We start from the raw sequence: 24769 nt of genomic DNA, 5'->3' as shown, positions 1-24769 counted from the left end.
GGTCAGCGTCCGCGCAGGCCGATCCGGCGCGCTCCCGCGGCGATGCGGCCGCGCACGGACTGCGTCTCGAGCTGCTCGCGCAGCGCCGCGACCTCCGCGCGGAGCGACGCGATGTCGGCGTGCCTGGCGGCGACCTCGAGGCCCACGACCTCGAGGTGGCTGCGCTGCTCGTCGAAGCGGCGCTCGAGGTGCGCGGCGAGCTGCGAGAGGTGCTCCTGGACGCCGGCGAGCTCGGCGCGGGTGCGATCGTGCTGCGCCGTGACGAACAGGGCGTTGCCGAGCCGCGCGTCGTCGTCGAGGCTGCGGCGCAGGTAGGCGTCGCGGATCGTCTCGTTGAAGCGCTCGTGGACGTGCTCCTCGGCGTGCACGCTGTTGCCGGCGTCGCCCTGCTGCCCCGAGCGGCGGTGCCAGTTCGCGAGCGGCGCCGACTCGACGAGGCCGATCGGGCCGATGCGCAGCACGCGCAGCAGCAGCTCCCAGTCGGCGAGCGCCGTGAGCGTCGGGTCGTAGCCGCCGGCCTCGTCGTACGCCGAGCGGCGCAGCACGAGGCAGATCGGCGGCGTCGCGTTGCGCGAGAGGGTCGCGATGAAGCCGACGCGCGTCATGCCGTCGGAGAGGATCTCGCGGCGCAGCTCGACGACGACGCCGTCGACGACCTCCTCCCACACGACGGTGCAGCGCGAGGCAACGCCGACCTCCTCCGGGTGCGCGTCGAGGTGGGCGAGCGTGCGCTCGAGGAACTCGGGCTCCCACGAGTCGTCGTCGTCGTGGAAGACGAACGCCGGCGCGTCGGCGAGCGCCATGCCCGCGAGCATCGCCCGCGGCCGACCGACCGACGTCTCGTGGTGCGCGACGCGCAGGTCGCCGAGCCGATCGCGGACGCCGTCGAGCAGCGCCTCGACGGGCGCGGGATCGCCGCCGTCGTTCACGACCACGACCTGGAGGTCGCGCATCGTCTGGCCCGCGATGCTCGCGAGCGCCCGCTCGAGGAGCAGCGGACGGTTGCGGGTCCGCACGATGACGGAGGCACGTGCGGTCACGACGTCGTCCCTTCCGGCTCCGCATCGCAGCAGGCGGATCCGACCGCCCAGTCTAGCCGGGGCCGCGGCGACCGCCCGCGCATCGCGCCGATAGGCTCTCCGATGCGCGGCGCTGGCCGCAGAGCTGGGGGACACGAGCGGTGCCGAGGGTCGACGTGCTCCTCGCGAGCCACGACGGCGAGCGGTGGATCGAGCCGCAGCTGGCCTCGATCCTCGATCAGCGCGGCGTCGACGTCCGCGTGCTCGTCTCCGACGACGCCTCGCGCGACGCGACCGCCGACATCCTCGCGCGGCACGCGGCGCAGGACGACCGGATCGTGCTCCTGCCGCCCGGCCGCTTCGGCTCGGCGCGCGCCAACTTCCTGCGCCTCATCCGCGACGCCGACGTCGACGGCGCCGACGCCGTCGCCTTCTCGGACCAGGACGACGTGTGGCACGCCGGCAGGCTCGAGCGGCAGCTGCCGGAGCTCCTGGCGGCCGACGCCACGAGCGGCAACGTCACGGCCGTCTACCCGAACCGCCGCGTGCTCATCGAGAAGCACCATCCGCAGCGGCGCCTCGACTTCGTGTGCGAGAGCGCCGGGCCCGGCTCCACCTTCGTCCTCTCCCCCGCCGCCTTCGCACGCGTGCGGGAGGTCGTGCGGTCCGACGAGCGCGTCGACGCCGTCGCGGCGCACGACTGGCTCGTCTACGCCATCGTGCGCGCGGCCGGCATGCGCTGGACGATCACGCCCGACTCGCTGCTCGACTACCGCCAGCACGGCGCGAACGTCACGGGCGCCAACGTCGGCCTGCAGAGCGCGCTCACGCGGCTGCAGCAGCTGCGCTCCGGCGGGTTCCGCCTCGACGCCGCCCGCGTCGCACGCATCGGCGCCGACGTCGCGAGCGCGCCGCTGCGCGACGAGCTCGCGCACGTCGCCGACCTCATGGAGCGCAACGACGCCGCAGCGCGCCGCGAGCTCGTGGGGCTCGCGCCGCAGCTGCGGCGTCGTCCGCGGGAGCAGCGCCTGCTGCGCTCCGCGATCAGGAGTCGGCTCTGGTAGCCCCTGCGCTCGAGGCGAGCAGCGTCTCGAGGTATCGGCCGTAGCCGCTCTTCACGAGCGGTGCCGCGAGGCGGGCGAGCTGCGCGTCGTCGATCCAGCCCGCACGCCAGGCGATCTCCTCGATGCAGCCGATCTTGAAGCCCTGCCGGTCCTCGATGACGCGGACGTACTCGCTCGCCTGCATCATCGACTCGAAGGTGCCGGTGTCGAGCCACGCGACGCCGCGGTCGAGCACCTGCACCTGCAGGCGTCCCGCGTCGAGGTAGCGCTCGTTGACCGTCGAGATCTCGAGCTCGCCGCGCGCGCTCGGCAGGATCGACTTCGCGATCTCGATGACGTCGTTGTCGTAGAAGTAGAGGCCGGGCACCGCGTAGTTGCTCTTGGGGTGCTCGGGCTTCTCCTCGATGGAGATCGCGCGCATCTGCTCGTCGAACTCGACGACGCCGTAGGCGCGCGGCTCGGCCACGTGGTAGGCGAACACGAGGCCGCCGTCGACGTCGCCGTGCGCCCGCAGGCTCGAGCCGAGGCCGACGCCGTGGAAGATGTTGTCGCCGAGCACGAGGGCGACCGACTCGTCGCCGATGAACTCCTCGCCGATGATGAACGCCTGGGCGAGCCCGTCGGGGCTCGGCTGCACCGCGTACTGGATGTCCATGCCGAGCTCGCTGCCGTCGCCGAGGAGCGCCTGGAACTGCTCGTTGTACTCGGGCGTCGTGATGACGAGCACCTCGCGGATGCCGGCCATCATGAGCGTCGACAGCGGGTAGTAGACCATCGGCTTGTCGTAGATGGGCATGAGCTGCTTCGAGATGCCCTTGGTGATGGGCCAGAGCCGCGTGCCGGAGCCCCCGGCGAGGATGATGCCGCGCATTGCCGTCTTCCGAACCTCTCGTCGTCGGTTCGTCAGCCTAGGCCATCGTCCTGCGACGTCGCTGGCGCCCCATCGCGCGCCGCCCAGGCGAGCGCGTCGCGGATGGCGTCCTCGAGCGAGCGGCGCGGCGTCCAGCCGAGCTCGTCGCGCGCGCGGTCGATCGTCGTGCGGGCGCCGGCGACGTCGCCGGGCCGCGGCGGGCCCTCCACGACCTCGAGGCGTCCGCCCACGACGTGCTCGAAGGCCGCGACGAGCTCGCGCACCGTCGTGCCGGCGCCGGAACCGAGGTTGACGACGCGACTGCCGTGGGCGACGACGTCGTCGAAGCGCTCGACCGCCGCGACGTGCGCCTCGGCGAGGTCCCACACGTGGACGTAGTCGCGCATGCCGGAGCCGTCGCGCGTGGGCCAGCGCACGCCCGTGATCGTGAAGGGCGTGCGCTCGGCCCACGCGCCGCGCAGGCGCTCGAGCACGTGGGAGCCGCGCTCGCCGCGCATGCCGACGCGGCCGCGCGGATCGGCGCCGAGCGGGTTGAAGTAGCGCAGCACGAGCGAGCGCAGCCCGAGCGAGCCCGCGTCGAGCAGGATGCGCTCGACCATGGCCTTGCCCGCCGCGTACGGGCTCGCGGGCGCGATGGGCGCCTCCTCGTCGACGACGAGGCTCGGCGCCTCGGCGTAGAGGGCCGCCGTCGACGACTGCACGACGCGCAGCACGCCGTGGTCGACGCACGCGCGCAGCAGCGCGATCGTGCGCGCGACGTTCGCGTCGTGGTAGCCGAGCGGATCGGCGATCGACTCGGCGACGACGATGCGCGCCGCGCAGTGCACGACGACGTCGACCCCCGGCAGCTCGCGGTCGAGCACGGCGCGGTCGTCGATGCCCGCGACGACGAGCCGCGCGCCGACGACGGCCTCGGCCGCGCCGGCGCTGAGGTCGTCGAGCACGACGACGTCGTGGCCGGCGTCGACGAGCGCGAGGGCGATGGCGCTGCCGATGTATCCGGCGCCCCCGGTCACGAGGACCCTCATCGCTCGCGCTCGCGTCGCAGCCGATCGTGGAAGTCGACCTTGCGGTCCACGAGCGTCGGGTACATGTTGTGCTCGTCCTCGAGGAAGTCGATGTCGATCGGCAGGCGGCGCATCGGCATGCCGTGCGCGAGCATCCAGTGCGAGAGCCAGACGTCGTCCATCGACCAGTCGTCCACGGGGAGGTCGTCGAAGAAGGCGCGGTCGCGGAGGATCTCGAGGTCGGCGACCATGCCGGCCGGCCCCAGGTGGTCGACGCGGTCGCCCACCTCCGCGCGCGTGCGCGCCCAGTACGGGCCGTCGACCGTCCACGCCCAGAAGCCCGCTGCCGAGCGCGGCGCGTAGGCCTCGAGCGCGACGCGCGCGAGGTCGTCCGGGAGGCGCAGGTCGTCGTCGACGACGACGAACGGGCCCGTGGCGCCGTCGAGCACGAGCCTGCGCGCGACGTAGAAGCGCGCGACGGACGAGAGGTTGACGGGCGATCGCACGATCGAGATCGAGCGCAGCGAGCCCGAGCGGGCGGCGGCGGTCGCGATGGCGACGACGTCGTCGTGCCGGTCGCGCCGGTTGTTCCACACGTAGAGGTCGATCGGCCGGTCGACGCCGCGCTGCTCGTCGAGCTCGGCGATGGTCTCGGCGAGGCGCTCGATGCGCGCCCACGTGCACATGAGCACCGGGAGGCCGTCGTGCCCGGGCGTGCCAGCGACGACGCGCAGCGGGATGCGACCGGAGGCGAAGCGGCGACGGGCGAGGGCGGCGATCGAGTCCCGGAGCCACGAGCGCCCGGACCGCAGCAGCCCGCGACCCCTCATCGTGCGTTCCTCCCGAGCCGGATCGCCGATTCGTCGGCGGCGCTTGTGACGGAGCGTAGCAGCGGGATCCGGCGTCGCTGGACGTCCGATCCGTCCCCCAGTACCATCCGATCGGGGGACAAATCCAAGGAGGATCCCATGCGTGCCATGAGCGTTCGTTCCACGATCGGCGCGCTCGCGCTGGTCGCCCTCGTCGTCTCGACGCCGTTCCTCGCGCCGGCGGCACCCGCGGAGGCCGCCATCTCCCGCATCGGCGGCGCCGACCGGTACGAGGTGAGCGCCAACCTCTCCCGGCAGAACCCCGATCGCGGGCAGACCCTCTTCCTCGTCTCCGGCACGCAGTTCGCCGACGCGCTCGCCGCCGGGCCCGTCGCAGCCAGCGAGGACGCCCACCTGCTGCTCACGCACCCCGACTTCATCCCGGGCTCGATCGTCACCGAGATCCGCAGGCTCGCGCCGAGCGAGATCGTCGTCGTCGGCGGCGACGCCTCCATCTCGCAGCAGGTGCTCTCGACCGCCGCGACCCTCGCGCCGACCGTCACGCGCATCGCCGGTCCCGACCGCGTCGCCAACTCCTTCCTGCTGCTCGATCGCATGCTGCAGCGCACGACGCCGCAGCGCATCTGGGTCGTGAGCGGCGGCACGTTCGCCGACGCGCTGTCCGCGGGCGCCGTCGCCGCGCGCAACGGCCACGCCATGCTCCTGACCTTCGGCGCCGACGCCGCGTTCCAGTCGCAGCTCGCCGCGCGCATCGGCGGCGTGCAGGGCTTCTCGATCGCCGGCGGCGAGGCCTCGGTCGACGCGGGCACCCAGCAGTGGCTGTCGTCGCAGCGCCCCACCGAGCGCATCGGCGGCGCGAACCGCTACGAGGTCGCCGTGGCGATCAACGCCCGGTACACGACGCAGGCCTCGCAGGCCTCCATGCTCCTGGCCAACGGCGTGAACTTCCCCGACGGGCTCGGCGCCGCGGTGCTCGCGGGCGCGCGCGGCATGCCGCTCTACCTGACGCAGCCGCAGTGCGCGGGCAGCGCGGGCGTCGCCGGCGAGGCGCGCAGGCTCGGCATCACGACGACGATCGCCGTCGGCGGTCCGCTGAGCGTCAGCGACGCCGCCGCGCGCCTCGAGGGCTGCCCCGACCTCGGCGCGGCGCAGGCCGAGGTCGTGCGCCAGGTCAACGCGCACCGCGCGATGATGGGCCTCGCTCCCCTGTCGGTGCACCCGGGCCTGCAGTCGATGGCGCAGGGCTGGAGCCAGCAGATGGCGAGCCAGCAGTCGATGGTGCACTCCACGACCTTCTGCGACACCACCTTCCAGATGGGCTTCCGACGCTGCGGCGAGAACGTCGCGCGCATGGGCTCGGCGAGCGCCGACGGCGTCATGACCGCCTGGATGAACTCCGCGGGCCACCGCGCGAACGTCCTGAACGCGGGCTTCACGAGCATCGGCGTCGGCGTCTGGCAGGGCGCGGACGGTCGCTGGTACTGGACGCAGAACTTCGGCGGCTTCTGAGACCCCCGCCGACGCACGGCTAGACTCGCCTGGCGCGTCGATCCAGCGCGCCCGTGAACGAAAGAGACCAGCAGCAGTGAAGATCCTCGTCACCGGCGGCGCCGGGTTCATCGGCTCCAACTTCGTCCGTCGCACGCTCGAAGACGCGTACGAGGGCCTGGAGGGTGCGGAGGTCGTCGTGCTCGACGCCCTCACGTACTCGGGCAACCCGCAGAACCTCGCGCCCGTCGCCGACAGCCCCCGCTACGAGTTCGTGCACGGCGACATCCGCGACAACGCGCTCCTCGACCGCCTCATCCCCACGGTCGACGCCGTCGTGCACTTCGCGGCCGAGAGCCACGTCGACCGCTCGGTGCGCGACGCGTCGGTGTTCGTCGAGACGAACGTCGTCGGCACGCAGCGCCTGCTCGACGCGGCGCTGCGCCATGACCTCGCGCGCTTCGTGCACGTCTCGACCGACGAGGTCTACGGCTCGATCGCCGAGGGCTCGTGGGACGAGGAGCGCCCGCTCGAGCCCAACAGCCCGTACTCGGCCTCGAAGGCCGGCTCGGACCTCCTCGCCAGGTCGTACCACCGCACGCACGGCCTCGACGTGTCGATCACGCGCTGCAGCAACAACTACGGCCCGTACCACTTCCCCGAGAAGGTCATCCCGCTGTTCGTCACGAACCTCATCGACGACGTGCACGTGCCCCTCTACGGCGAGGGCAACAACATCCGCGACTGGCTGCACGTCGACGACCACTGCCGCGGCATCGCCATGGTGCTCACGCGCGGCCGCGCCGGCGAGATCTACAACATCGGCGGCGGCACCGAGCTGACGAACAAGGAGCTCACCGAGCTGCTGCTCGAGAAGACCGGCAAGGACTGGTCGTACGTCGACCGCGTCGCCGACCGCCTCGGCCACGACCTGCGCTACTCGGTCGACATCTCGAAGATCCAGGCCGAGCTCGGCTACGAGCCGCAGGTGCCGTTCGAGCAGGGCCTCGCCGACGTCGTGCAGTGGTACCGCGACAACCGCGCATGGTGGGAGCCGCTCAAGGAGCGCGCCGCGCTCTGACGCGACGAGCGCACGCACGAGGGCCCGAGGCAGACGCCTCGGGCCCTCGTCGCGTCCGCGCCGCGCGCCTCGGCGGCGGCGCCGCCGGCCGCGGCTACCGTGATGCCGACCCCTGAGGAGGCCCGCATGCGCATGCTCGCCCCGCTCGTCGTCGCCGCGCTCGTCGCCGTCGGCGTCGCCGGCGCCCCGACGACCCCGGCCACCGCCGCGAGCGCCGTCGGCTCGGCCCAGACGAAGGCCACGGCCGCAGCCCCCGCGCTCGCGCCGCTCGCGACCGCCGCGATCCCCGGACCGCGCGGCGGCGTGCAGCGCTTCGCCGGCGCCGACCGCTACGCCGTCGCCGTCGCCGTGTCGCAGTACTCGTTCGTCGCCGACGACCCGAACGCCAACGTCGTCTACCTCGTGAACGGCGGCGACTTCCCCGATGCGCTCGGCGCATCGGCGGCCGCGGGCCAGCGCGGCGCTCCCCTGCTGCTGACGACCCCCGCGGCGCTGCCCGGCGCGACGCGCGACGAGATCGCGCGCCTCCGCCCCGACCGCATCGTCGTCGTCGGCGGCCCCGCGAGCGTCTCCGAGGCCGTCGTCGGCGAGCTGCGGGCGATCCGCACGGGCGTGACCGTCGAGCGCGTCCAGGGCGCCAATCGCTACGAGGTGTCCGCCGCCCTCGCCGCGACCGCGTTCCCATCCGCCACCACCGCGTTCGTCGCGACGGGCACCGGCTACGCCGACGCGCTCGCCGCCGCGGCCGTCGCGGGCTCGCGCGGCAACCCCGTGCTGCTCGCACAGCCCGGCGATACCGCCACCATCGTGCAGACGCTCGCGAGCCGGCGGATCACGAGCGTCGTCATCGTCGGCGGCACCGCGAGCGTCACGCAGGCGACCGAGGACGCGATCCGCGCCCGCGGCATCGCGATCGAGCGCATCGGCGGCGCCGACCGGTACGCCGTGAGCGCCGCGATCGCCGCGCGGTTCCTGCCGAACGCCGACTACGCATTCCTCGCCACGGGCGGCGGATTCGCCGACGCGCTCTCGGCCGGCGCGCTCGCGGCCGACCTCGACGCGCCGCTGCTGCTCGTGCAGCCCACGTGCATTCCCGGCTCCGTCGCCGATCGCCTGCAGGCGATGGCGGCCGACTACTGGAAGATCGCGGGCGGACCGGCGTCGGTCGGCGACGCCGTCGCCGCCGGCACGCGCTGCTGAGAGGCTGATGGCATGACCCGTCTCACCGTCATCCTCGACGGCGTCGGCGAGCAGACGTCGAGCGTCGGCCGCTACGGCACCGAGCTCGCGCGCGCCCTGCACGCCTCCGCGCCCACCGGCATCGACGTCGTCGCCTTCGCCGCGGGCGCCGACGCCGCCGCGCGCGCGGGCGTGCAGTCGAGCCTGTCGACGCTCGACGGCATCGAGTTCGCCAGGATGCCCAGGCGCGAGCTGCGCGAGGCGTGGCTCCACTCGTTCACGACGACGGCGTTCGACGGCCTGCTGCACGGCACGAGCCTGCTCGCGCCCATGCGCGCCGACGACGAGGAGGCCGGCAGGCAGGTCGCCGTCACCGTCCACGGGCTCGAGGCCCTGCACCGCGACTCGCGCACCGCCCGGTGGTTCCGGCGTGCCCTGCGCCGCGCGCATCGACGCGCGCAGGCCGTGATCGTGCCCACGCACGCCGTCGCCGACCAGCTGGCCGACCTGCACGACTTCGGCGACCGCATCCGCGTCGTCGGGGCGGGCGTGCCCGCGGGCGCGAGCGTGCCGGCCGACGCCGACGCGCGCGCGACGCGCCTCGGCCTGCCGGCCCGCTACGTGCTCGCGACGACCGATCGCGGTCGCGCCGCGCGCGCCGACCGGCTCGTCGCGACCGTCGCGAGCGGTGCGATGCCGGAGATCCCCGTCGTCGTCGCGGGCCCCGTGCAGTGGGGTGCCGAGACGCTCGCGCAGAAGGCCGTCGAGGCCGGTCTGCCGCCGTCGCGCATCGTGCCGCTCGGCGAGCTCGACGCACCCGACCGCGCCGTCGTCGTCGCGCGCGCCGAGGCCATGCTGCTCGTCGCCGACGAGATCGGCTTCGGGCTCGGCCTGCTCGAGGCGCTCGCGCTCGGGACGCCCGTCGTGCACCCCGCCTCGGCATCCGCGCTCGAGCTCGCGACCGACGCGTCGCTGCCCGTGCCCCTCGCGGGCGACGCGTCCGACCCCGACCGGCTCGCGCACGCCCTCGCGCAGCTCGTCGAGCACGACGCGATGCGCGAGCGGCTCGCGCTCCTCGGCCACGACCGCGCTCGCGCGTTCGACTGGTCGACGACCGCGGCGCAGCTGTGGCGCCTGCACGCGGACCTGTGATGCGCGTCAGCGTCGCGCTCTGCACGCATCGCGGCGAGCGGTACGTCGAGGAGCAGCTGCGCAGCATCCTCGCGCAGACGCATCCCGTCGACGAGGTCGTCGTCGGCGACGACGCCTCGGACGACGCGACGCTCGCGATCGTCGAGCGCGTGGCGGCGTCGACGAGCGTGCCGTTCGTCGTCGTGCGGCACGAGCCGGCGCTCGGCGTCGCAGCCAACTTCGCCGACGCCATCGCGCGCACCACCGGCGACGTCGTCGCGCTGAGCGACCAGGACGACGTGTGGCATCCCGAGCGCATCGCGACGCTGCTCGGCGCGCTCGAGGGCGTCGACCTCGTGCACTCCGACGCGGCGCTCGTCGACGGCGACGGACGCCCGCTCGACACGACGCTGCTCGACTCGCTCGAGGCCTCGCCGTGGGAGCGCGCACGCATGGCCGACGGCGGCGCCCTCGAGGCGCTCCTGCGCCGCAACCTCGTCACGGGCGCCACCGTCGTCTTGCGGAGGGACGCGGCCGTCGCGGCGCTCCCGATCCCCGACGGCTGGATCCACGACGAGTGGATCGCGATGACGTGCGCCCTCGGCGGGGGCGTGCGCCTCGTGCCGCAGCCGACGATCGACTACCGCCAGCACGGCGCCAACCAGATCGGCGTCCGCAGGCTCGACGTGCGGCAGAAGCTCGCACGCCTGCTCGCGCCCGACTCCGGCGCCCACGACCGCAAGGCGCTGCGCGCCGCGTCGCTCGCGCGCGAGGCGCATGCGCGCGGCCTCGGCACCGCCGAGCAGCGCCGCGTGCTCGACGAGAAGGCCGAGCACGAGCGCCGTCGCGCCGCGATGCCGTCGCTACGGCTGCTGCGCGTGCCGACCGTGCTCGGCGGCGTCGTGCGGGGGCGCTACGCGCGCCTGTCCCGCGGGCCGCTCGACGTGGCCCGCGACCTCCTCGAGCGTCGCTGAGCCTGCGGGCCGTCGGCTCCGCCCGGCGCTACGGCGACGGCGCCGGGTCGTCGACCGTGTCGGCCGTCGCGATCGCCTCCGCGACGAGGCCGTGCACCTGGGCGAAGTCCGGCGCGCCTGTGTTCACGACGGGCGGCACGAGCTCGAGGTTCGTGATCGGCAGGCTGCGCGTGCGCTCGGCGAGGTCGGCGAGCGAGCCGATCATCGCCTGCGGGATGTCGGTCTGCACGAGGTCCTGCCCCGCGGCCGACAGCGACGCGTACTGCGTCAGCAGCACCTGCGGCGTGAACTGCGAGATCACGGCCTCCTGCACGACGCGCTGGCGCTCCATGCGCTCGTAGTCGTTCGAGCCCGCGCGGCTGCGGGCGTACCAGAGGGCGTGGTAGCCGTCGAGCGTGACGTCGTCGCCGGCGCGGATCCACTCCTCGACCGGGCCGCCCTCGATGGCGATCGGCACGTCGGCGGGGATGTCGATCGTGATGCCGCCGAGCGCGTCGATGAGGTCGTCGAAGCCCTGCATGTCGATGATGACGAAGAACTGGATCGGGATGCCCGTCGCACCCTCGACCGCGTCGCGCGTCGCCTCGATGCCCGGGCTCGAGCCCGCGGCCTCCGCGTCGGGGTAGAGGTCCGGGTTGTTGTCGCCGTAGGTGTACGCGGCGTTGATGAGGCAGTCGGACGTGCCGCAGTCGAACCCGTCGGGCCACTCGGCCGCCATGGGCGAGTCGGCGGGGAAGGGCACGTTCGCGAGGTTGCGCGGCACGCCGATCATCGTCGCGGCGCCCGTCTCGGCGTTCACCGAGACGACGGTGATGGAGTCGGGGCGCAGGCCCACGCGGTCGGCACCGGCGTCGCCGCCGAGCAGCATGAACGTGTACTGGCCGTCGATGGCGTCGACGGGAGGCCCTGCGAAGTCGAAGACGTTCGAGACGAGGCCGCGACCGGCGTCGATGAGCGTCGCGGAGTAGCCGGCGAGCGCGGCCGGCACGATCGTCGCGACGAGCGCGACGCCCGCGACGACGGCCCGCAGGCGCGGCGCGGCCTTCGCGACGCGCGCGAGCCGCAGGGTGTCGAGCCCGAGCACGACCCACAGCACGGCGTACGCGACGGCGAGCACCTCGAGCACGAGCAGGCCGACGGCGTTCGCGACGACCGTCAGCAGCACCGAGCGCGCCGCGAGCCAGAGGATGCCGGCGACGACGAGCAGCGCGAGCAGCACGAACGTCGCGACGATGCCGACGCGTCCGAGGCGACGGTTGCCCGCGAGCACCTGGGCGCTGCCGGGCAGCAGGAAGCCGACGCCGACGAGCCACCAGGCGCGGCGCGTCATGACCTGCTCCGAGCCGGTGTCGGGGGCGCGCAGCGACATGCGCGGGGCGAGCAGCACCGTCATGCGCGCTCCTCCCCGCCCTGGGCGACGCGCACCTGCAGCGCCTGGGCCTTGGCCTCGACGGCCTCCTCGAGGCTTTGGGCGAACGCGTCGAGGCGTGCGGCCACGTCGTCGTCGGTCGTGCCGAGGATGCGAGCGGCGAGCAGCCCGGCGTTGCGGGCGCCGCCGATCGAGACGGTCGCGACCGGGATGCCGGCGGGCATCTGCACGATCGACAGCAGCGAGTCGAGCCCGTCGAGCCGCTCGAGCGGCACGGGCACGCCGATGACGGGCAGGCGGGTCATGGACGCGACCATGCCGGGCAGGTGGGCGGCGCCGCCTGCGCCCGCGATGATGACGCGCACCCCGCGGCCCGCCGCGGCGCGCGCGAACGACGCCATCTTGTCGGGCGTGCGATGCGCGGAGACGACGTCGACCTCGAAGGCGATGCCGAGCTCGTCGAGCGCGGTCGCCGCATCCTGCATCACCCGCCAGTCCGAGTCGGACCCCATGATGACGCTCACCTGCACTGCCACGCGCCCAAGAGTAGGCGCGTCACCCATGCGCGACCCCTGCCGACGCGCCGCGCGTCACGCGAACGTCGCCGCCGCCGCCCGCACCCGGTACGCCACGTCGTCGAGGTCGTCGCCGACGACCGTCACGTGCCCGACCTTGCGGCCGGGCCGCGCCGTCTTGCCGTACGAGTGGATCTTCGCGGTCGGCTGCGACGCGAGCGCCGCCGCGTAGCGCGCCTCCATGCGCCCCTCCGCGGGGCCGCCGATGACGTTGACCATGATCGCCGCGGGCGCGAGCATCGCGCTCGAGCCGAGCGGCAGGTCGAGCACCGCGCGCAGGTGCTGCTCGAACTGGCTCGTCACGGCGCCGTCGATCGACCAGTGGCCGGAGTTGTGCGGTCGCATCGCGAGCTCGTTGACGAGCAGGCGGCCGTCGTCCGTCTCGAAGAGCTCGACGGCGAGGGCGCCCGTGACGTCGAGCCCCTCGGCGATGCGCACCGCCATCTCCTGGGCCGTCGCGGCGAGCGCGCCCGCGCGCGGGGCGGGCACGAGCACCTCGGCGCAGATGCCGTCGCGCTGCACCGTCTGCGCGAGCGGCCACGCGACGACCTCGCCCGAGGGGCGCCGCGCGAGCTGCTGCGCGAGCTCGCGGCGGAAGGGCACGAGCTCCTCGACGAGCAGCCGGGGGCCGCCGTCCGCGGCGCCCGCGAGCCAGTCGGCGGCGTCGTCGGCCGAGCGCACGACGCGCACGCCCCGGCCGTCGTAGCCGCCCGTCGCCGTCTTCACGACGCCGGCGCCGCCGTGGGCGTCGAGGAAGGCCTGCAGCGCGGCCGCGTCGTCGATCGGCGCCCAGTCGGGCTGGGCGACGCCGAGCTCGGCCATGCGTCGACGCATCGCGCGCTTGTCCTGCGCGAAGCGCAGCGCATGCGGGCCGGGGTGCACGGCGACGCCCGCGTCGACGAGGCGCTGCAGCACCTCCTGCGGCACGTGCTCGTGGTCGAACGTCACGACGTCGACCCCCTCGGCAAAGGCGAGCACCGTCTCGGCGTCGCGGTAGTCGCCGACGGCGGTGGCCGCGAGCGCCGCCGACATGCCCTCGGACTCGGCGAGGACCCGCAGCTCGACGCCGAGCGCCACCGCGGGAGGGATCATCATGCGGGCGAGCTGCCCGCCTCCGACGACGCCGACGATCATGCGCGTGCCTCCTGGTCGTGGGACGGGTCGCCCGGCGCGGACGGGTCGCCCGGCGCGGACGGGTCGCGCGGCGCGGACGGGTCGCGGTCGGGCCTCCCGATCGCGACGACGCGGAAGCCGGCTGCGGTCCACGCGTCGCGGTCGAGGGCGTTGCGGCCGTCGACGACGACCCGCGCGCTCGTGCGCGTCGCGACGTCGATCGGGTCGAGCTCGCGGAACTCGCGCCACTCGGTGCCGAGCGCGACGACCGCGGCCCCGGCGAGCGCGTCGTCCAGGGCGTCGACGATGCGCAGCTGCGGCGCACGGCGCGCGGCGGGCGCGGCGGCCTGCGGGTCGTAGGCGACGACGTCGTGCCGCTCGGCGAGGCGCATCGCCACGTCGAGGGCGGCGGAGTCGCGCACGTCGTCGCTGTCGGGCTTGAAGGCGAGGCCCAGCATCGCGACCGCGCCGCCGCCGAGCGCCGTGAGCTCGCGCTCGACGAGCTCGACCATGCGGTCGCGGCGACGCTGGTTGATGCGATCCACCTCGTCGAGGAGCCCGAGCGCCTCGGGCGCGCCGATCTCGATCGAGCGGGCGCGGAACGCGCGGATGTCCTTCGGCAGGCACCCGCCGCCGAAGCCGATGCCCGCGCCGAGGAAGCGGCGCCCGATGCGCGCGTCGATGCCGATGGCGTCGGCGAGCTGCACGACGTCGGCGCCCGCGTGCTCGGCGACCTCCGCGATGGCGTTGATGAACGAGATCTTCGTCGCGAGGAAGGCGTTCGCGCTGACCTTCACGAGCTCGGCCGTCGCGAAGTCGGTGACGATGCGAGGGGTGTCGCGGGCGAGGATGCTCGCGTAGACCTCGTCGAGCGCGGCGACGGCCGCGTCGTCGCCGTCGCGCACGCCGTAGACGAGCCGGTCGGGCGCGAGGGTGTCGGTGACGGCGAGGCCCTCGCGCAGGAACTCGGGGTTCCACGCCAGGCGCGCGCCCGTCGGCTCGACGAGCGCCGCGAGCCGCTCGGCCGTGCCCACGGGCACCGTCGACTTGCCGACGACGAGCATGCCCTCGCGCAGCGCGGGCAGGAGCCCGGCGATCGCCGCGTCGACGAACGTGAGGTCGGCCGCGTCGGAGCCGGGCTGCTGCGGCGTGCCGACGCAGACGAACCACACGTCGGCCTCCACGCCCGCGGCATCCGCCTGGAAGCGCAGCGTGCCGCCGTCGATGCCCGCACGGAGCATGGCGTCGAGCCCGGGCTCGAAGAACGGCGCCGAGCCCGCCTGCAGCGTCGCGACGCGCGCCGCGTCGACGTCGATGCCCACGGTGTCGAGGCCGAGCGACGCCATGCCTGCGGCGTGCACCGCGCCGAGGTAGCCGCAGCCGACGACGGCGATGCGAGGAGCGGTCATGCGAGGTCCTCCGTTCGGGGCGCGCCGTCTGCGACGACCGCGCCCGGGGTGAGCGCCACGAGATCCGACAGCGTGCGCTGCACGAGCGACGCGCTCGGCATGTCCGCGAGCGTCACGGGCTGGTCACCGCCCGTCGACAGCAGCACGTCGCCCGAGCCGAGCACGGCCTGCACGCCGTGCCTGCGCAGCGTGACGTCGTGGATGCGCGCGAGCGGCACGTCGCGCTTCGACCCGCCGAACGCGCTGCGGACGATGACGCGCCGCGAGGTCACGACGACGCGGCGCGAGAGCCACGCGAGGGTCGGGACGACGCACAGCACGACGGCGAGCACGACCGCCGCCGTCCAGATGACGACGTCCCACAGCGGCCATGCGACGCGGCCGAGCGCGAAGGTCGTGCCGAAGGCGATGCCGCACAGCAGCACGGCGGGGACGACGAGCGCCCGGCCGTGCGACCGCATGCGCACGACGATGCGCTCGGGATCGCTCATGCCGCCATCCTCCCAGCCCTCACCGCACGTGGTGGACGTCGCCCGCCGAGACGCGCTCGATCCGACCGTCGACGTCGACGTCGAGCTCGCCCGCCGGCCCGAGGCCGACCGCGGTGCCGACGAGCGTGCGATCGCCGGGCAGCGACACCCGCACGAGCGCGCCGATCGTCGAGCAGCGATCGGCGATGCGCGCGTGGAGGGAGGCGTCCGCGAGGTCGTGCTCCTGCGCGATGCGCGTCAGCACGCCCGCGAGCACGGCGTCGGCGAGCGACGCCGCGTCGCCCGTGGCGCCCGCGATGCGCAGCGACGTCGCGCGGTCGGTCGGCAGCTCGTGCCGCTCGAGCAGCAGGTTGACGCCCACCCCGACGACGACGGCGTCGCCGCGTCGCTCGCAGAGGATGCCGGCGACCTTCCCGCCGTCGACGAGCACGTCGTTCGGCCACTTCACGCCCACGCGCGCGCCCGGCACGAGCGGGTCGATCGTCTCGGCGAGCGCGAGGCCGACGAGCAGCGGCAGCCAGCCCCACGCCTGCTCGGCCGCCGACGGGCGCACGAGGATGCTCGCGGCGAGGCACCGCCCGGCGGGCGCGACCCACTCGCGGCCGAGCCTGCCGCGGCCTGCGCGCTGGTCGAGCGTCGCCCACGTCGAGAGCGTCGGCGCGGCCTCGTCGACGGCGTCGAACGTGCTGCCGATCGTCGGCAGCGACGTCACGTCGGCGATGCTGCGCGCCAGCGGGAGGGGCGCGGTGTCGACGGTCACGCGCCCACCGTACCGGCGCCGCGGAGGCCCGCGGCGCGTTGGAGGCTTCCACGACGGGATCGCGCGGAACGTGGTGGGAAGCCACCAAGGTGCGGCACATGCCGCCGTCTAGGGTGGACGGGTGAGCAACCCTGAGACGACGACGACGGCGGCGCGCATCGCGCACCTGCGCACGCGCAACGAGGAGGCGATCGTCGCCAAGGAGCGCGACGCGCGCGAGCGACAGCACGCCAAGGGCAAGCAGTCGGCGCGCGAGCGCATCGAGGCGTTCGTCGACCCGGGCACCTTCGTCGAGTTCGACGCCTACGTGCGGCACCGCACCACGTCCTTCGGCATGGACGCGAAGCGCCCCTACGGCGACGCGGTCGTCACGGGCATCGCCACGGTCCACGGGCGTCGCATCGCCGTCTACTCGCAGGACTTCACGACGTTCGGCGGCTCGCTCGGCGAGGTCGCCGGCGAGAAGATCGTGAAGATCATGGACTACGCCATCAAGGTGGGCGTGCCCATCGTCGGCATGCTCGACTCCGGCGGCGCCCGCATCCAGGAGGGCGTCGTCGCCCTCGGCAAGTACGGCGAGATCTTCAAGCGCACGACGGCCGCCTCGGGCGTCATCCCGCAGATCTCGATCATCATGGGGCCCGCGGCCGGCGGCGCCGTCTACGGACCGGCGCTCACCGACTTCGTGATCATGGTCGACAAGTCGAGCCACATGTTCGTCACGGGCCCCGACGTCATCAAGACCGTCACGGGCGAGGAGGTCGGCTTCGAGGAGCTCGGTGGCGGCCTCACCCACAACTCCATCTCCGGCGTGAGCCACTACCTCGCCGCCGACGAGGGCGACGCGCTCGACTACGTGCGCGCGCTGCTGTCGTTCCTGCCCGACAACAACCAGTCGGAGGTGCCCGCCTACGACCACCAGGCGCACCGCGTCGTCAACGACCTCGATCGCACGCTCGACCGCGTCATCCCCGACTCCCCCAACCAGCCGTACGACGTGCTCGACATCATCGAGGTGCTCGTCGACGAGCGCGAGTTCCTCGAGGTGCAGCCGCTCTACGCGCCGAACATCGTCATCGGCTTCGGCAGGCTCGAGGGCCGCACCGTCGGCATCATCGCGAACCAGCCGAAGCAGATGGCCGGCACCCTCAACATCGAGGCCGGCGAGAAGGCCGCGCGCTTCGTGCGCTTCTGCGACTCGTTCTCCGTCCCGATCCTCACGCTCGTCGACGTGCCCGGTTACCTCCCCGGCACCGACCAGGAGTGGACGGGCGTCATCCGCCGCGGCGCGAAGCTCATCTACGCCTACGCCGAGGCGACGGTGCCCATGGTCACGGTCATCACGCGCAAGGCCTACGGCGGCGCGTACATCGTCATGGGCTCGAAGCAGCTCGGCGCCGACATCAACATCGCGTGGCCGACGGCCGAGATCGCCGTCATGGGCGGCCAGGGCGCCGTCAACATCCTGTACCGCACCGAGATCAAGCAGGCGGAGGAGGAGGGTCGCGACGTCGCGGCCGTCCGTCAGCAGCTCGCGAGCGACTACACCTACAACGTGACGAGCCCGTTCCTCGCGGCCGAGCGCGGCGAGCTCGACGGCATCATCGAGCCGAGCGAGACGCGCGTCGCCATCACGAAGGCGTTCCGGGCGCTGCGCACCAAGAAGGTCGTGCGCCCCGAGCGCAAGCACGGCAACATCCCCCTGTGACGCGCGAGCGGACGATGGTATGACGGAGACATGGAAGCCGGAGCCCGCCGACACCGACATGGTCGTGCTGCAGGGCTCCCCCACGCCCGAGGAGCAGGCCGCGGTGCACGCGGCGCTCACGGCGCTCGGCACCGAGTGGGCGCAGACGAAGCATCGCAAGGTGCTCGACGCCCCCACGGGCTGGCTCGCCGGCACGCGCCCGGGCGACGGCTCGATCGCCTCGACCTGAGCGGCCGATGCCGCGGCTGAGGCGCGCGCAGCCGCGAGAGGATGCGGGCATCCGTCGCCGGCGCGCCGGGAAGGGCTGGACGTACACGCACGACTCGGGCCGTCGGCTCTCGGCCGAGGATCGCGCGCGGTGCGACGCGCTCGTCCTGCCGCCAGCGTGGAAGGACGTGTGGATCGCCGCCGATCCGCTCGCGCACATCCAGGCGACGGGCGTCGACGACGCCGGGCGCACCCAGTACCGCTACCACGAGGCGTGGGCCGAGCGCCGCGACCGCGCGAAGTTCGAGCGCGCCCTCGACCTCGCCGAGTCGCTCCCGGCCGCGAGGCGTCGCATCACGCGCGACCTCTCGCTCGAGGGCCTGCCGCGCGAGCGCGTCCTCGCGGCGGCGATGCGCCTGCTCGACCTCGTCGCGATCCGCGCAGGCGGCGACGCGTATGCCGAGGAGCACGGCAGCCGCGGCCTCATGACGCTGCTCGTGCGGCACGTGACGGTCGACGGCGACACCGTGCGGCTGCGCTTCCCCGGCAAGAGCGCGCAGCGCTTCGACGTCACGATCGAGGATGCGCCGCTCGCCCGCTGCGTCGCCGAGCTCGCGGCGCGCTCGGCCCGCTCACGGCTGTTCGCGTGGCGCACCGTCGACGGCTGGCGCGTGCTGCGCGACAGCGACCTCAACGCCGCCGTGCGAGAGGCCACGGGTGGCGAGTTCACGGCGAAGGACTTCCGCACGCTGCACGGCACGATCGTCGCCGCCGACTCGCTCGCGCGCGCCCGCGACGTCGGCACGCAGCGCGAGCGGGCCAAGCGCGTCCGCGAGGCCGTCGTCGAGGTGTCCGAGGCGCTCGGCAACACCCCGTCGGTCGCGCGCTCGTCCTACATCGACCCCGAGGTCATCGAGCGCTTCGAGTCGGGCGAGACCGTCGCGACGACGGGCTCGCGCGAGCGCGCCCTGCTCGAGCTGCTGCGCTGAGCCCGACCGGGCCGCGCTCGGGTCAGGCCCGCAGGAAGCGGGCGACGCACTCGACGTGGTGCGTGTGCGGGAAGAGGTCGTAGGCGTTGAGCGGGCCGAGCTCGTAGCCGCCGTCGACGAGCAGCCGCGCGTCGCGCGCGAACGCGACGGGGTCGCATGCGACGTAGACGATCTGCTGCGGCGCGAGCTCGACGAGCGACGCGATGGCGTCGACGCCCGCACCGGCGCGCGGCGGGTCGAGCACGACGGTCGCCGCGCGCAGCCGGTCGCGCTCGGCGGCGGACGCATCGGCGATCGCGTCGCGGAGGAAGCGGTCGACGCGCGCCGTGATCGCGAGCGCGCCGAGCCACTCGGAGAGGTTCTCTGACGCGTGGTCGGTCGCGACCTCGTCCGACTCGACGCTCATCATGCGCGTCTGCGGACCGAGCACGTCGCCGAGCGCCGTCGCGAGCAGGCCGACCCCGCCGTAGAGGTCGAGGTTCGCGGCCTTGGGATCGGTGCGATCGACGTCGATGACGCGTCGCACGGCGTCGACGAGCACCTCGGGCGCGGCGCGGTGCACCTGCCAGAAGCCCGAGCGGTCGAGCCGGAGCTCGCGCTCCCCGACGCGCTCGACGACCGTCTCGGTGCGGCCGCGCACGGCGTCACCCTCGGTCGCCATGACGTCGACGGAGCCGTCGGCGCGCTGCACGTAGTCGACGCGGGAGGCGCCGGGCACGCGCAGGTCGAGCTGCGCCTGGTCCTGGATCGCCTCGGTCGCGAGCGGGAGGGTCGTCACCGGCACGACGGTATGGCTGCGCGCGGCGAACGGCCCCTGCCTGCCCTGCTCGTCGACGTGGAGCGTGACGCGCGTGCGCCAGCCCAGGCCGCCGCGGGCGTCGTCGCCGGGGACGGGCCGCACGACGACGTCGCGCTCGATGCGGCCCGTGCGGCGCAGGGCGTCCTCGACGACGCGCTGCTTGAGCGCGCGCTGCGCGGCGAGCCGGACGTGGCCGAGCTCGGCGCCGCCGGCGCGCTGCTCGGGCGCTCGGTCGAGGCCCGCCTCCGGCCACACGTGCGGCACGCGGTCGGGTGAGGCCTCGAGCACCTCGAGCGTCTCGGCACGGCCGAACGCCTTCTTCAGCTCGGTGACGCGCACGCGCACCGTCTCGCCGGGCAGCGTGTCGGGGGCGAAGAGGACGCGCCCCTCGTGCCTGCCGACGAAGACGCCGCCGTGGGCGACGTTGTCGATCGTGAGTGCGAGCTCGTCTCCGCGCTGGATGGGCATCCCCCGATCCTCCCACGCGGCGCGCGTCAGGCGGCGCGCCGCTGGGTGCGGAGCGCCTCGAGCACGCGCAGCCAGATCTCGCTCGCCGTCGGATAGGCGGGCACGGCATGCCACAGGCGCGACAGCGGCACCTGCGTCGCGACCGCGACGGTCGCGGCGTGCAGGAGCTCGGCGACGCCGTGGCCGACGAGCGTCGCGCCGACGAGCACGTCGCGGTCGGCGTCGACGATCGCGACGACGCGTCCGCCGGCGTCGTCGCGCTGCAGCGCCGTGCCCGCCACGGCGAGGTCGATCGCGACGCGCTCGACGCGCATGCCGCGCTCGAGCGCCTCGGCATGCGTGATGCCGACGGCCGCGACCTCCGGCTCGGTGAACACGACCTGCGTCAGCGGATCCTCGTCGACGCCCACGACGTCGAGCGCATCCCCGCCGCCTGCGACGACGCCGATGACCTCGCCGCAGATGCGCGCCTCGTGCTTGCCCATGTGGGTCAGCTGCCACCTGCCCGCGACGTCGCCCGCGGCGTACAGCCAGCCGTCGCCGCCCGCGACGCGCTGCCTGCCGTCGACCTCGAGCTCGTCGATGCCGACGGCGTCGAGGCCGAGGCCGTCGGTCGCCGGGCGCCTGCCGGTCGACACGAGGATCTCGTCGGTGCGGAGCTCCTCGCCGTCGATCGTGGTGGTGACCGCGCCGCCGTGGACGTGCCCCTCGCCCGTGGCGCGCGCATCCTCGCGCCGCACCGACTGCACGTCGACGTGGAGGCGCACGTCGACGCCCGCATCCCGCAGCCCCGCCTCGACGGCCTCGGCCGCCTCGGGCTCGAGCCGGGCGAGCAGGCCGCCGCGCGCAGCGAGCGTCACGCGCGCGCCGAGCGCCGCGAGCCACGTCGCCGCCTCGCAGGCGACGACGCCGCCGCCGACGACGAGGATCGAGCCGGGCACCTCGTGCATGGCGGTCGCGTCGCGCGACCCCCACGGCAGCGCCTCGGCGAGCCCGTCGATGGGCGGCGAGACGGGCACGGAGCCCGTCGCGAGGACGACGGCGTGCCGGGCGACGAGCGTACGGTCGCCGACGACGACCGTGCGCGGCCCCGTGAGCGTGCCGCGGCCGCGCACGACCTCGATGCCCTGCTCCTCGGCCCACGACACCTGCGAGGCGTCGTCCCAGCCGGAGGTGAAGGAGTCGCGGCGGGCGAGCACGGCCTCGACGTCGAGTGGAGGCTGCTCGGCGAGCCCGGGCATGTGCTGCGCGAGCGTGCGCACCGATCCGGGCACGAGCAGCGCCTTCGAGGGCATGCACGCCCAGTACGAGCACTCGCCCCCGACGAGCTCGGCCTCGACGATCGCCGCCGTGCGGTCGGATCCCTGGATCGCGTACTGCGCGGCGTTCTCCCCGACGGGGCCGCCGCCGATCACGATCACGTCATGGGTGGGCTCGGTCGCTGCTGTCATGCGGTCCACGCTAGGAGCGCGGATCCGCCACCGCCACCGCTTGCGCCGCCGGTACCCTGGCCGCGATGCGCTTCCACCTCGCCTCCACCTCCCCCGCCCGCCTCATGCTCATGCGGCAGGCGGGCATCGAGCCCGTGCTGCTCGCGAGCGACGTCGACGAGGACCTCGCGGTCGCGGCCCACGAGGCCGAGCACGGCCCCGCGACGACGGCGCAGGTCGTGCAGCTGCTCGCACGGGCGAAGGCCGAGGCGGTGCTCGGCCGCGAGCCCGAGGGCAGGCCGATGCACGGCCTCCTGTTCGGCGGCGACTCGGCGCTCGAGCTCGACGGCGCCACGCTCGGCAAGCCGCACACGCCCGAGCGCGCCCGCGAGCGGTGGCTCGCGCAGCGCGGTCGCGAGGCCGTGCTGCACTCCGGGCACTGGCTCGTGCGCCTCGACGAGGGGCGCGTCGTCGCGGCAGCGGGCGCGACGGTCGCGACGCGCCTGCGGTTCGCGGAGCTCGACGACGACGAGATCGACGCCTACGTCGCCACGGGCGAGCCGCTCGAGGTCGCCGGCGCGTTCACGATCGACAGCCTCGGCTCGGCGTACGTCGCGGAGATCCACGGCGACCCCTCGACGGTCGTCGGCATGAGCATCCCCACCGTGCGGCGTCTCGCCAGGGGTCTCGGCGCCACGTGGCACGAGCTCTGGAACCGCTGAGGCGCATCAGGTCTGCGGCTGGGTCTGCACCGATCCCGTCGCCGGAGCGCCGCCGTCGAGGTCGACGGCGGCCTGCTGGAACTGCGCGTCGTAGAGGCGCCGGTACGCGCCGTCGCGCTCGAGCAGCTCGGCGTGCGTGCCCTGCTCGACGATGTCGCCGTGCTCCATGACGAGGATGACGTCGGCGTCGCGGATCGTCGAGAGGCGGTGCGCGATGACGAACGACGTGCGGTCCTGCCGCAGCGCCGCCATCGCCTGCTGCAGCAGCAGCTCGGTGCGGGTGTCGACGGACGACGTCGCCTCGTCCAGGATGAGCACCGACGGCTGCGCGAGGAAGGCGCGTGCGATCGTGACGAGCTGCTTCTCGCCGGCGGAGAGGTTCGACGCCTCCTCGTCGAGCACGGTGTCGTAGCCGTCGGGCAGCGACTGCACGAAGCGGTCGACGAACGTCGCGCGTGCCGCCTCCTGGATCTGCTCCTCGGTCGCGTCGGGCGCGCCGTACGCGATGTTGTCGCGGATCGTGCCGCCGAAGAGCCACGTGTCCTGCAGCACCATGCCCGTCTGCTCGCGCAGCGCGTCGCGCGTGAGCGTGCGCGTGTCGACGCCGTCGAGCGTGATGCGGCCGCCGTCGATCTCGTAGAACCGCATGAGCAGGTTGACGAGCGTCGTCTTGCCCGCGCCGGTCGGTCCGACGATCGCGACCGTCTGCCCGGGCTCGACGGTGAGCGAGAGGTCGGAGATGAGCGGCGCGCGCGTGCCGTCCTCGCCGCGGTCGTACGAGAACGCGACGTGCTCGAACGCGACGGCGCCGCTCGTGGCGGCGATCGTGCCGCCGTCGGCGTCGGACTCCTCGTCCTCGGCGTCGAGGAGCTCGAAGACGCGCTCGGCGCTCGCCGCGCCCGACTGCACCATCGTGAACGTCTGGCCGAGCTGGCCGAGGTTCTGCGAGAACTGCTGCGAGTACTGGATGAAGGCCTGCACGTCGCCGATGCGGATGGAGCCGTTCGCGACGAAGAGGCCGCCCGCGACCGCGACGAGCACGTAGCCGACGTTGCCGACGAACGTCATGAGCGGGAAGACGAGGCCGGAGAGGAACTGCGCCTTGAACGACGCCTGGAACACGGCCTCGTTCTCCTCCTGGAACTGCTCGCGCACCTCGCGCTCGCGGCCGAAGACCTTCACGAGCGCGTGGCCGGTGAACGACTCCTCGACGAGGCCGTTGAGGCGGCCGGTGCGCTTCCACTGCTCGGCGAACAGGCCCTGCGCCCGGCCCATGACGAGCCCGAGGATGATGCCGGTGAGCGGCACCGAGATGAGCGCGATGAGCGCGAGCCACACGTTGATCGACAGCATCATGACGAGCACGCCGACGATGGTGAGGACGCCCGTGACGATCTGCGACAGCGTCTGGCTCATCGACTGGCCGACGTTGTCGAGGTCGTTCGTGAGCCGCGACAGGAGCTCGCCGCGTTGCATGCCGTCGTAGTAGCGCAGCGGCAGGCGGTGGACCTTGTCCTCGACGTCGGAGCGCAGGCGAGCGACCGTGCGCTGCACGACGCGATTCACGAAGTAGCCCTGCACCCACTGGAACAGGCTCGCGACGACGTACAGGGCGAGCACGAGCATGAGCACCTGGCCGAGGGCCATGAAGTCGATGCCCGCGCCGACCTCGAAGCCGCGCATGGCCTCGATGATGTTCGCGAAGTCGCCCTGGCCGGCGGCGCGCAGCTGCTCGACGACCTCGGCCTGCGTCGTGCCGTCCGGGAAGCCCTGGGCGGCGAGCTGCACCTGCACGAGGCCCTGCACGATGAGGTTCGTGCCCTCGGCGAGCACGCGCGGCGCGATGACGTTGAGCACGATGCCGGCCGTGCCGACGACGAAGACGATCGCGAGCAGGGCCTTGAAGGGCGCGAAGAGCCCGAGCAGCCGCCTGAGCGTGGGCAGGAGCGCCTTCGCCTTGCCGGGAGGAGCCTCCCAGTCGTCGGCGCCGCGGCGTGCGGCCTCGGCCAGCTCAGCCTCGAGGATCTCCTCCTCGGTGCGCTCGGACTCCACGATGGGCTCCTGCGCCTTCCTCTGCCTGGCCAT

23 protein-coding genes are annotated in these 24769 nt (G+C 73.9%); 10 read left to right on the top strand and 13 right to left on the bottom strand.

What is annotated here, in order from left to right; translation table 11 throughout:
• Nucleotides 1–2 precede the first annotated feature (2 nt).
• Complete coding sequence (locus ABD249_RS03310) at nt 3–1040, bottom strand: glycosyltransferase (RefSeq protein ID WP_344340274.1); 1038 nt, start codon at nt 1038–1040, stop codon at nt 3–5.
• Nucleotides 1041–1195: 155 nt separating this feature from the next.
• Here ABD249_RS03310 and ABD249_RS03305 point away from each other — a divergent pair, with 155 nt between their 5' ends.
• Nucleotides 1196–2083: a glycosyltransferase gene (locus ABD249_RS03305; RefSeq protein WP_344340272.1), complete on the top strand. Its 888-nt coding sequence runs from the start codon at nt 1196–1198 to the stop codon at nt 2081–2083.
• Here the strand turns inward: ABD249_RS03305 and rfbA are convergent.
• From rfbA to ABD249_RS03290, 3 genes are read right to left on the bottom strand one after another with little or no spacing between them, the layout of a single operon-like run.
• Entirely contained in the window at nt 2064–2954 is an 891-nt protein-coding gene (gene rfbA / locus ABD249_RS03300) for a glucose-1-phosphate thymidylyltransferase RfbA (RefSeq protein ID WP_344340270.1), read from the bottom strand. The two genes, ABD249_RS03305 and rfbA, sit on opposite strands and share 20 nt — an antisense overlap.
• A gap of 32 nt (nt 2955–2986) precedes the next feature.
• Nucleotides 2987–3970 (bottom strand): UDP-glucose 4-epimerase GalE, encoded by a 984-nt coding sequence (gene galE, locus ABD249_RS03295; RefSeq protein ID WP_344340268.1) that lies wholly within the window; start codon nt 3968–3970, stop codon nt 2987–2989.
• A gap of 8 nt (nt 3971–3978) precedes the next feature.
• Nucleotides 3979–4791 carry a hypothetical protein gene (locus ABD249_RS03290; protein ID WP_344340266.1) on the bottom strand — a complete coding sequence of 271 codons (813 nt, stop codon included), beginning with the start codon at nt 4789–4791 and terminating at the stop codon, nt 3979–3981.
• Between the two features lie 147 nt (nt 4792–4938).
• On the opposite strand from ABD249_RS03290, the gene ABD249_RS03285 reads away from it, so the two are divergent.
• From ABD249_RS03285 to ABD249_RS03265, 5 genes are all read left to right on the top strand, one after another.
• Complete coding sequence (locus ABD249_RS03285) at nt 4939–6300, top strand: cell wall-binding repeat-containing protein (protein WP_344340265.1); 1362 nt, start codon at nt 4939–4941, stop codon at nt 6298–6300.
• A gap of 76 nt (nt 6301–6376) precedes the next feature.
• Nucleotides 6377–7360 carry a dTDP-glucose 4,6-dehydratase gene (gene rfbB / locus ABD249_RS03280; protein WP_344340263.1) on the top strand — a complete coding sequence of 328 codons (984 nt, stop codon included), beginning with the start codon at nt 6377–6379 and terminating at the stop codon, nt 7358–7360.
• 126 nt (nt 7361–7486) lie between these two features.
• Nucleotides 7487–8560: a cell wall-binding repeat-containing protein gene (locus ABD249_RS03275; RefSeq protein WP_344340261.1), complete on the top strand. Its 1074-nt coding sequence runs from the start codon at nt 7487–7489 to the stop codon at nt 8558–8560.
• A 12-nt stretch (nt 8561–8572) separates the two neighbouring features.
• Nucleotides 8573–9691 carry a glycosyltransferase gene (locus tag ABD249_RS03270; RefSeq protein ID WP_344340259.1) on the top strand — a complete coding sequence of 373 codons (1119 nt, stop codon included), beginning with the start codon at nt 8573–8575 and terminating at the stop codon, nt 9689–9691.
• A complete protein-coding gene (locus ABD249_RS03265) occupies nt 9691–10644 on the top strand; it encodes a glycosyltransferase family 2 protein (RefSeq protein WP_344340258.1) in 954 nt (317 codons plus the stop codon). Before ABD249_RS03270 ends, ABD249_RS03265 begins: the two co-directional genes overlap by 1 nt.
• A 28-nt stretch (nt 10645–10672) precedes the next feature.
• Here the strand turns inward: ABD249_RS03265 and ABD249_RS03260 are convergent, their stop codons facing one another.
• Genes ABD249_RS03260 through ABD249_RS03235 form a run of 6 tightly spaced genes read right to left on the bottom strand, consistent with a single transcriptional unit; the run spans nt 10673 to nt 16361 of the window.
• Nucleotides 10673–12037: an LCP family protein gene (locus ABD249_RS03260; RefSeq protein WP_344340256.1), complete on the bottom strand. Its 1365-nt coding sequence runs from the start codon at nt 12035–12037 to the stop codon at nt 10673–10675.
• Nucleotides 12034–12549, bottom strand: coding sequence for a 5-(carboxyamino)imidazole ribonucleotide mutase (gene purE, locus ABD249_RS03255; RefSeq protein WP_425546279.1), 516 nt, complete (start codon nt 12547–12549; stop codon nt 12034–12036). The genes ABD249_RS03260 and purE overlap by 4 nt, the downstream gene beginning before the upstream one ends.
• Nucleotides 12550–12603: 54 nt before the next feature.
• A complete protein-coding gene (locus ABD249_RS03250) occupies nt 12604–13722 on the bottom strand; it encodes a 5-(carboxyamino)imidazole ribonucleotide synthase (protein ID WP_344340251.1) in 1119 nt (372 codons plus the stop codon).
• Nucleotides 13719–15110 (bottom strand): UDP-glucose dehydrogenase family protein, encoded by a 1392-nt coding sequence (locus ABD249_RS03245; protein WP_344340248.1) that lies wholly within the window; start codon nt 15108–15110, stop codon nt 13719–13721. The genes ABD249_RS03250 and ABD249_RS03245 overlap by 4 nt, the downstream gene beginning before the upstream one ends.
• Nucleotides 15107–15601, bottom strand: a complete 495-nt coding sequence (locus ABD249_RS03240; protein ID WP_344340245.1) for a PH domain-containing protein — start codon at nt 15599–15601, stop codon at nt 15107–15109. Before ABD249_RS03240 ends, ABD249_RS03245 begins: the two co-directional genes overlap by 4 nt.
• Nucleotides 15602–15620: 19 nt before the next feature.
• The gene (locus ABD249_RS03235) at nt 15621–16361 is read right to left on the bottom strand and encodes a biotin--[acetyl-CoA-carboxylase] ligase (RefSeq protein ID WP_344340243.1); all 741 of its coding nucleotides are present in this window, start codon (nt 16359–16361) and stop codon (nt 15621–15623) included.
• A 121-nt stretch (nt 16362–16482) separates the two neighbouring features.
• Here ABD249_RS03235 and ABD249_RS03230 point away from each other — a divergent pair, with 121 nt between their 5' ends.
• The 3 genes from ABD249_RS03230 to ABD249_RS03220 are packed head-to-tail and all read left to right on the top strand — an operon-like array spanning nt 16483 to nt 19265.
• Complete coding sequence (locus tag ABD249_RS03230) at nt 16483–18069, top strand: acyl-CoA carboxylase subunit beta (RefSeq protein ID WP_344340241.1); 1587 nt, start codon at nt 16483–16485, stop codon at nt 18067–18069.
• Between the two features lie 19 nt (nt 18070–18088).
• Nucleotides 18089–18298 (top strand): hypothetical protein, encoded by a 210-nt coding sequence (locus ABD249_RS03225; protein ID WP_344340239.1) that lies wholly within the window; start codon nt 18089–18091, stop codon nt 18296–18298.
• Nucleotides 18299–18305: 7 nt separating this feature from the next.
• On the top strand, nt 18306–19265 hold the full coding sequence (locus tag ABD249_RS03220) for a DNA topoisomerase IB (protein ID WP_344340237.1): 960 nt from the start codon (nt 18306–18308) through the stop codon (nt 19263–19265).
• Between the two features lie 22 nt (nt 19266–19287).
• Here the strand turns inward: ABD249_RS03220 and ABD249_RS03215 are convergent, their stop codons facing one another.
• A complete protein-coding gene (locus ABD249_RS03215) occupies nt 19288–20532 on the bottom strand; it encodes a class I SAM-dependent RNA methyltransferase (protein WP_344340235.1) in 1245 nt (414 codons plus the stop codon).
• 26 nt (nt 20533–20558) lie between these two features.
• Nucleotides 20559–21983 (bottom strand): dihydrolipoyl dehydrogenase family protein, encoded by a 1425-nt coding sequence (locus ABD249_RS03210; protein WP_344340234.1) that lies wholly within the window; start codon nt 21981–21983, stop codon nt 20559–20561.
• A gap of 65 nt (nt 21984–22048) precedes the next feature.
• Between ABD249_RS03210 and ABD249_RS03205 the strand changes: the two genes are divergently transcribed.
• Nucleotides 22049–22684 (top strand): Maf family protein, encoded by a 636-nt coding sequence (locus tag ABD249_RS03205; RefSeq protein WP_344340232.1) that lies wholly within the window; start codon nt 22049–22051, stop codon nt 22682–22684.
• Nucleotides 22685–22690: 6 nt separating this feature from the next.
• On the opposite strand, the gene ABD249_RS03200 is transcribed toward ABD249_RS03205, so the two are convergent.
• Nucleotides 22691–24769 carry an ABC transporter ATP-binding protein gene (locus ABD249_RS03200; protein ID WP_344340230.1) on the bottom strand — a complete coding sequence of 693 codons (2079 nt, stop codon included), beginning with the start codon at nt 24767–24769 and terminating at the stop codon, nt 22691–22693.

The sequence above is a fragment of the Agrococcus versicolor genome, assembly GCF_039531815.1.
In the GTDB taxonomy this organism is placed as follows: Bacteria; Actinomycetota; Actinomycetes; order Actinomycetales; family Microbacteriaceae; genus Agrococcus; species Agrococcus versicolor.
Note: the sequence above shows the minus strand (reverse complement) of the source record. Positions and strands in the feature narration are given on the sequence as shown.

Coding starts and splice junctions, on each gene's coding strand:
- ABD249_RS03260 (WP_344340256.1), bottom strand. CDS start 12,037: ATGACGGTGCTGCTCGCCCCGCGCATGTCGCTGCGCGCCCCCGACACC.
- ABD249_RS03220 (WP_344340237.1), top strand. CDS start 18,306: ATGCCGCGGCTGAGGCGCGCGCAGCCGCGAGAGGATGCGGGCATCCGT.
- ABD249_RS03250 (WP_344340251.1), bottom strand. CDS start 13,722: ATGATCGTCGGCGTCGTCGGAGGCGGGCAGCTCGCCCGCATGATGATC.
- ABD249_RS03290 (WP_344340266.1), bottom strand. CDS start 4,791: ATGAGGGGTCGCGGGCTGCTGCGGTCCGGGCGCTCGTGGCTCCGGGAC.
- ABD249_RS03200 (WP_344340230.1), bottom strand. CDS start 24,769: ATGGCCAGGCAGAGGAAGGCGCAGGAGCCCATCGTGGAGTCCGAGCGC.
- ABD249_RS03225 (WP_344340239.1), top strand. CDS start 18,089: ATGACGGAGACATGGAAGCCGGAGCCCGCCGACACCGACATGGTCGTG.
- ABD249_RS03210 (WP_344340234.1), bottom strand. CDS start 21,983: ATGACAGCAGCGACCGAGCCCACCCATGACGTGATCGTGATCGGCGGC.
- ABD249_RS03215 (WP_344340235.1), bottom strand. CDS start 20,532: ATGCCCATCCAGCGCGGAGACGAGCTCGCACTCACGATCGACAACGTC.
- rfbA (WP_344340270.1), bottom strand. CDS start 2,954: ATGCGCGGCATCATCCTCGCCGGGGGCTCCGGCACGCGGCTCTGGCCC.
- ABD249_RS03265 (WP_344340258.1), top strand. CDS start 9,691: ATGCGCGTCAGCGTCGCGCTCTGCACGCATCGCGGCGAGCGGTACGTC.
- ABD249_RS03275 (WP_344340261.1), top strand. CDS start 7,487: ATGCGCATGCTCGCCCCGCTCGTCGTCGCCGCGCTCGTCGCCGTCGGC.
- ABD249_RS03270 (WP_344340259.1), top strand. CDS start 8,573: ATGACCCGTCTCACCGTCATCCTCGACGGCGTCGGCGAGCAGACGTCG.
- ABD249_RS03240 (WP_344340245.1), bottom strand. CDS start 15,601: ATGAGCGATCCCGAGCGCATCGTCGTGCGCATGCGGTCGCACGGCCGG.
- ABD249_RS03245 (WP_344340248.1), bottom strand. CDS start 15,110: ATGACCGCTCCTCGCATCGCCGTCGTCGGCTGCGGCTACCTCGGCGCG.
- ABD249_RS03285 (WP_344340265.1), top strand. CDS start 4,939: ATGAGCGTTCGTTCCACGATCGGCGCGCTCGCGCTGGTCGCCCTCGTC.
- ABD249_RS03205 (WP_344340232.1), top strand. CDS start 22,049: ATGCGCTTCCACCTCGCCTCCACCTCCCCCGCCCGCCTCATGCTCATG.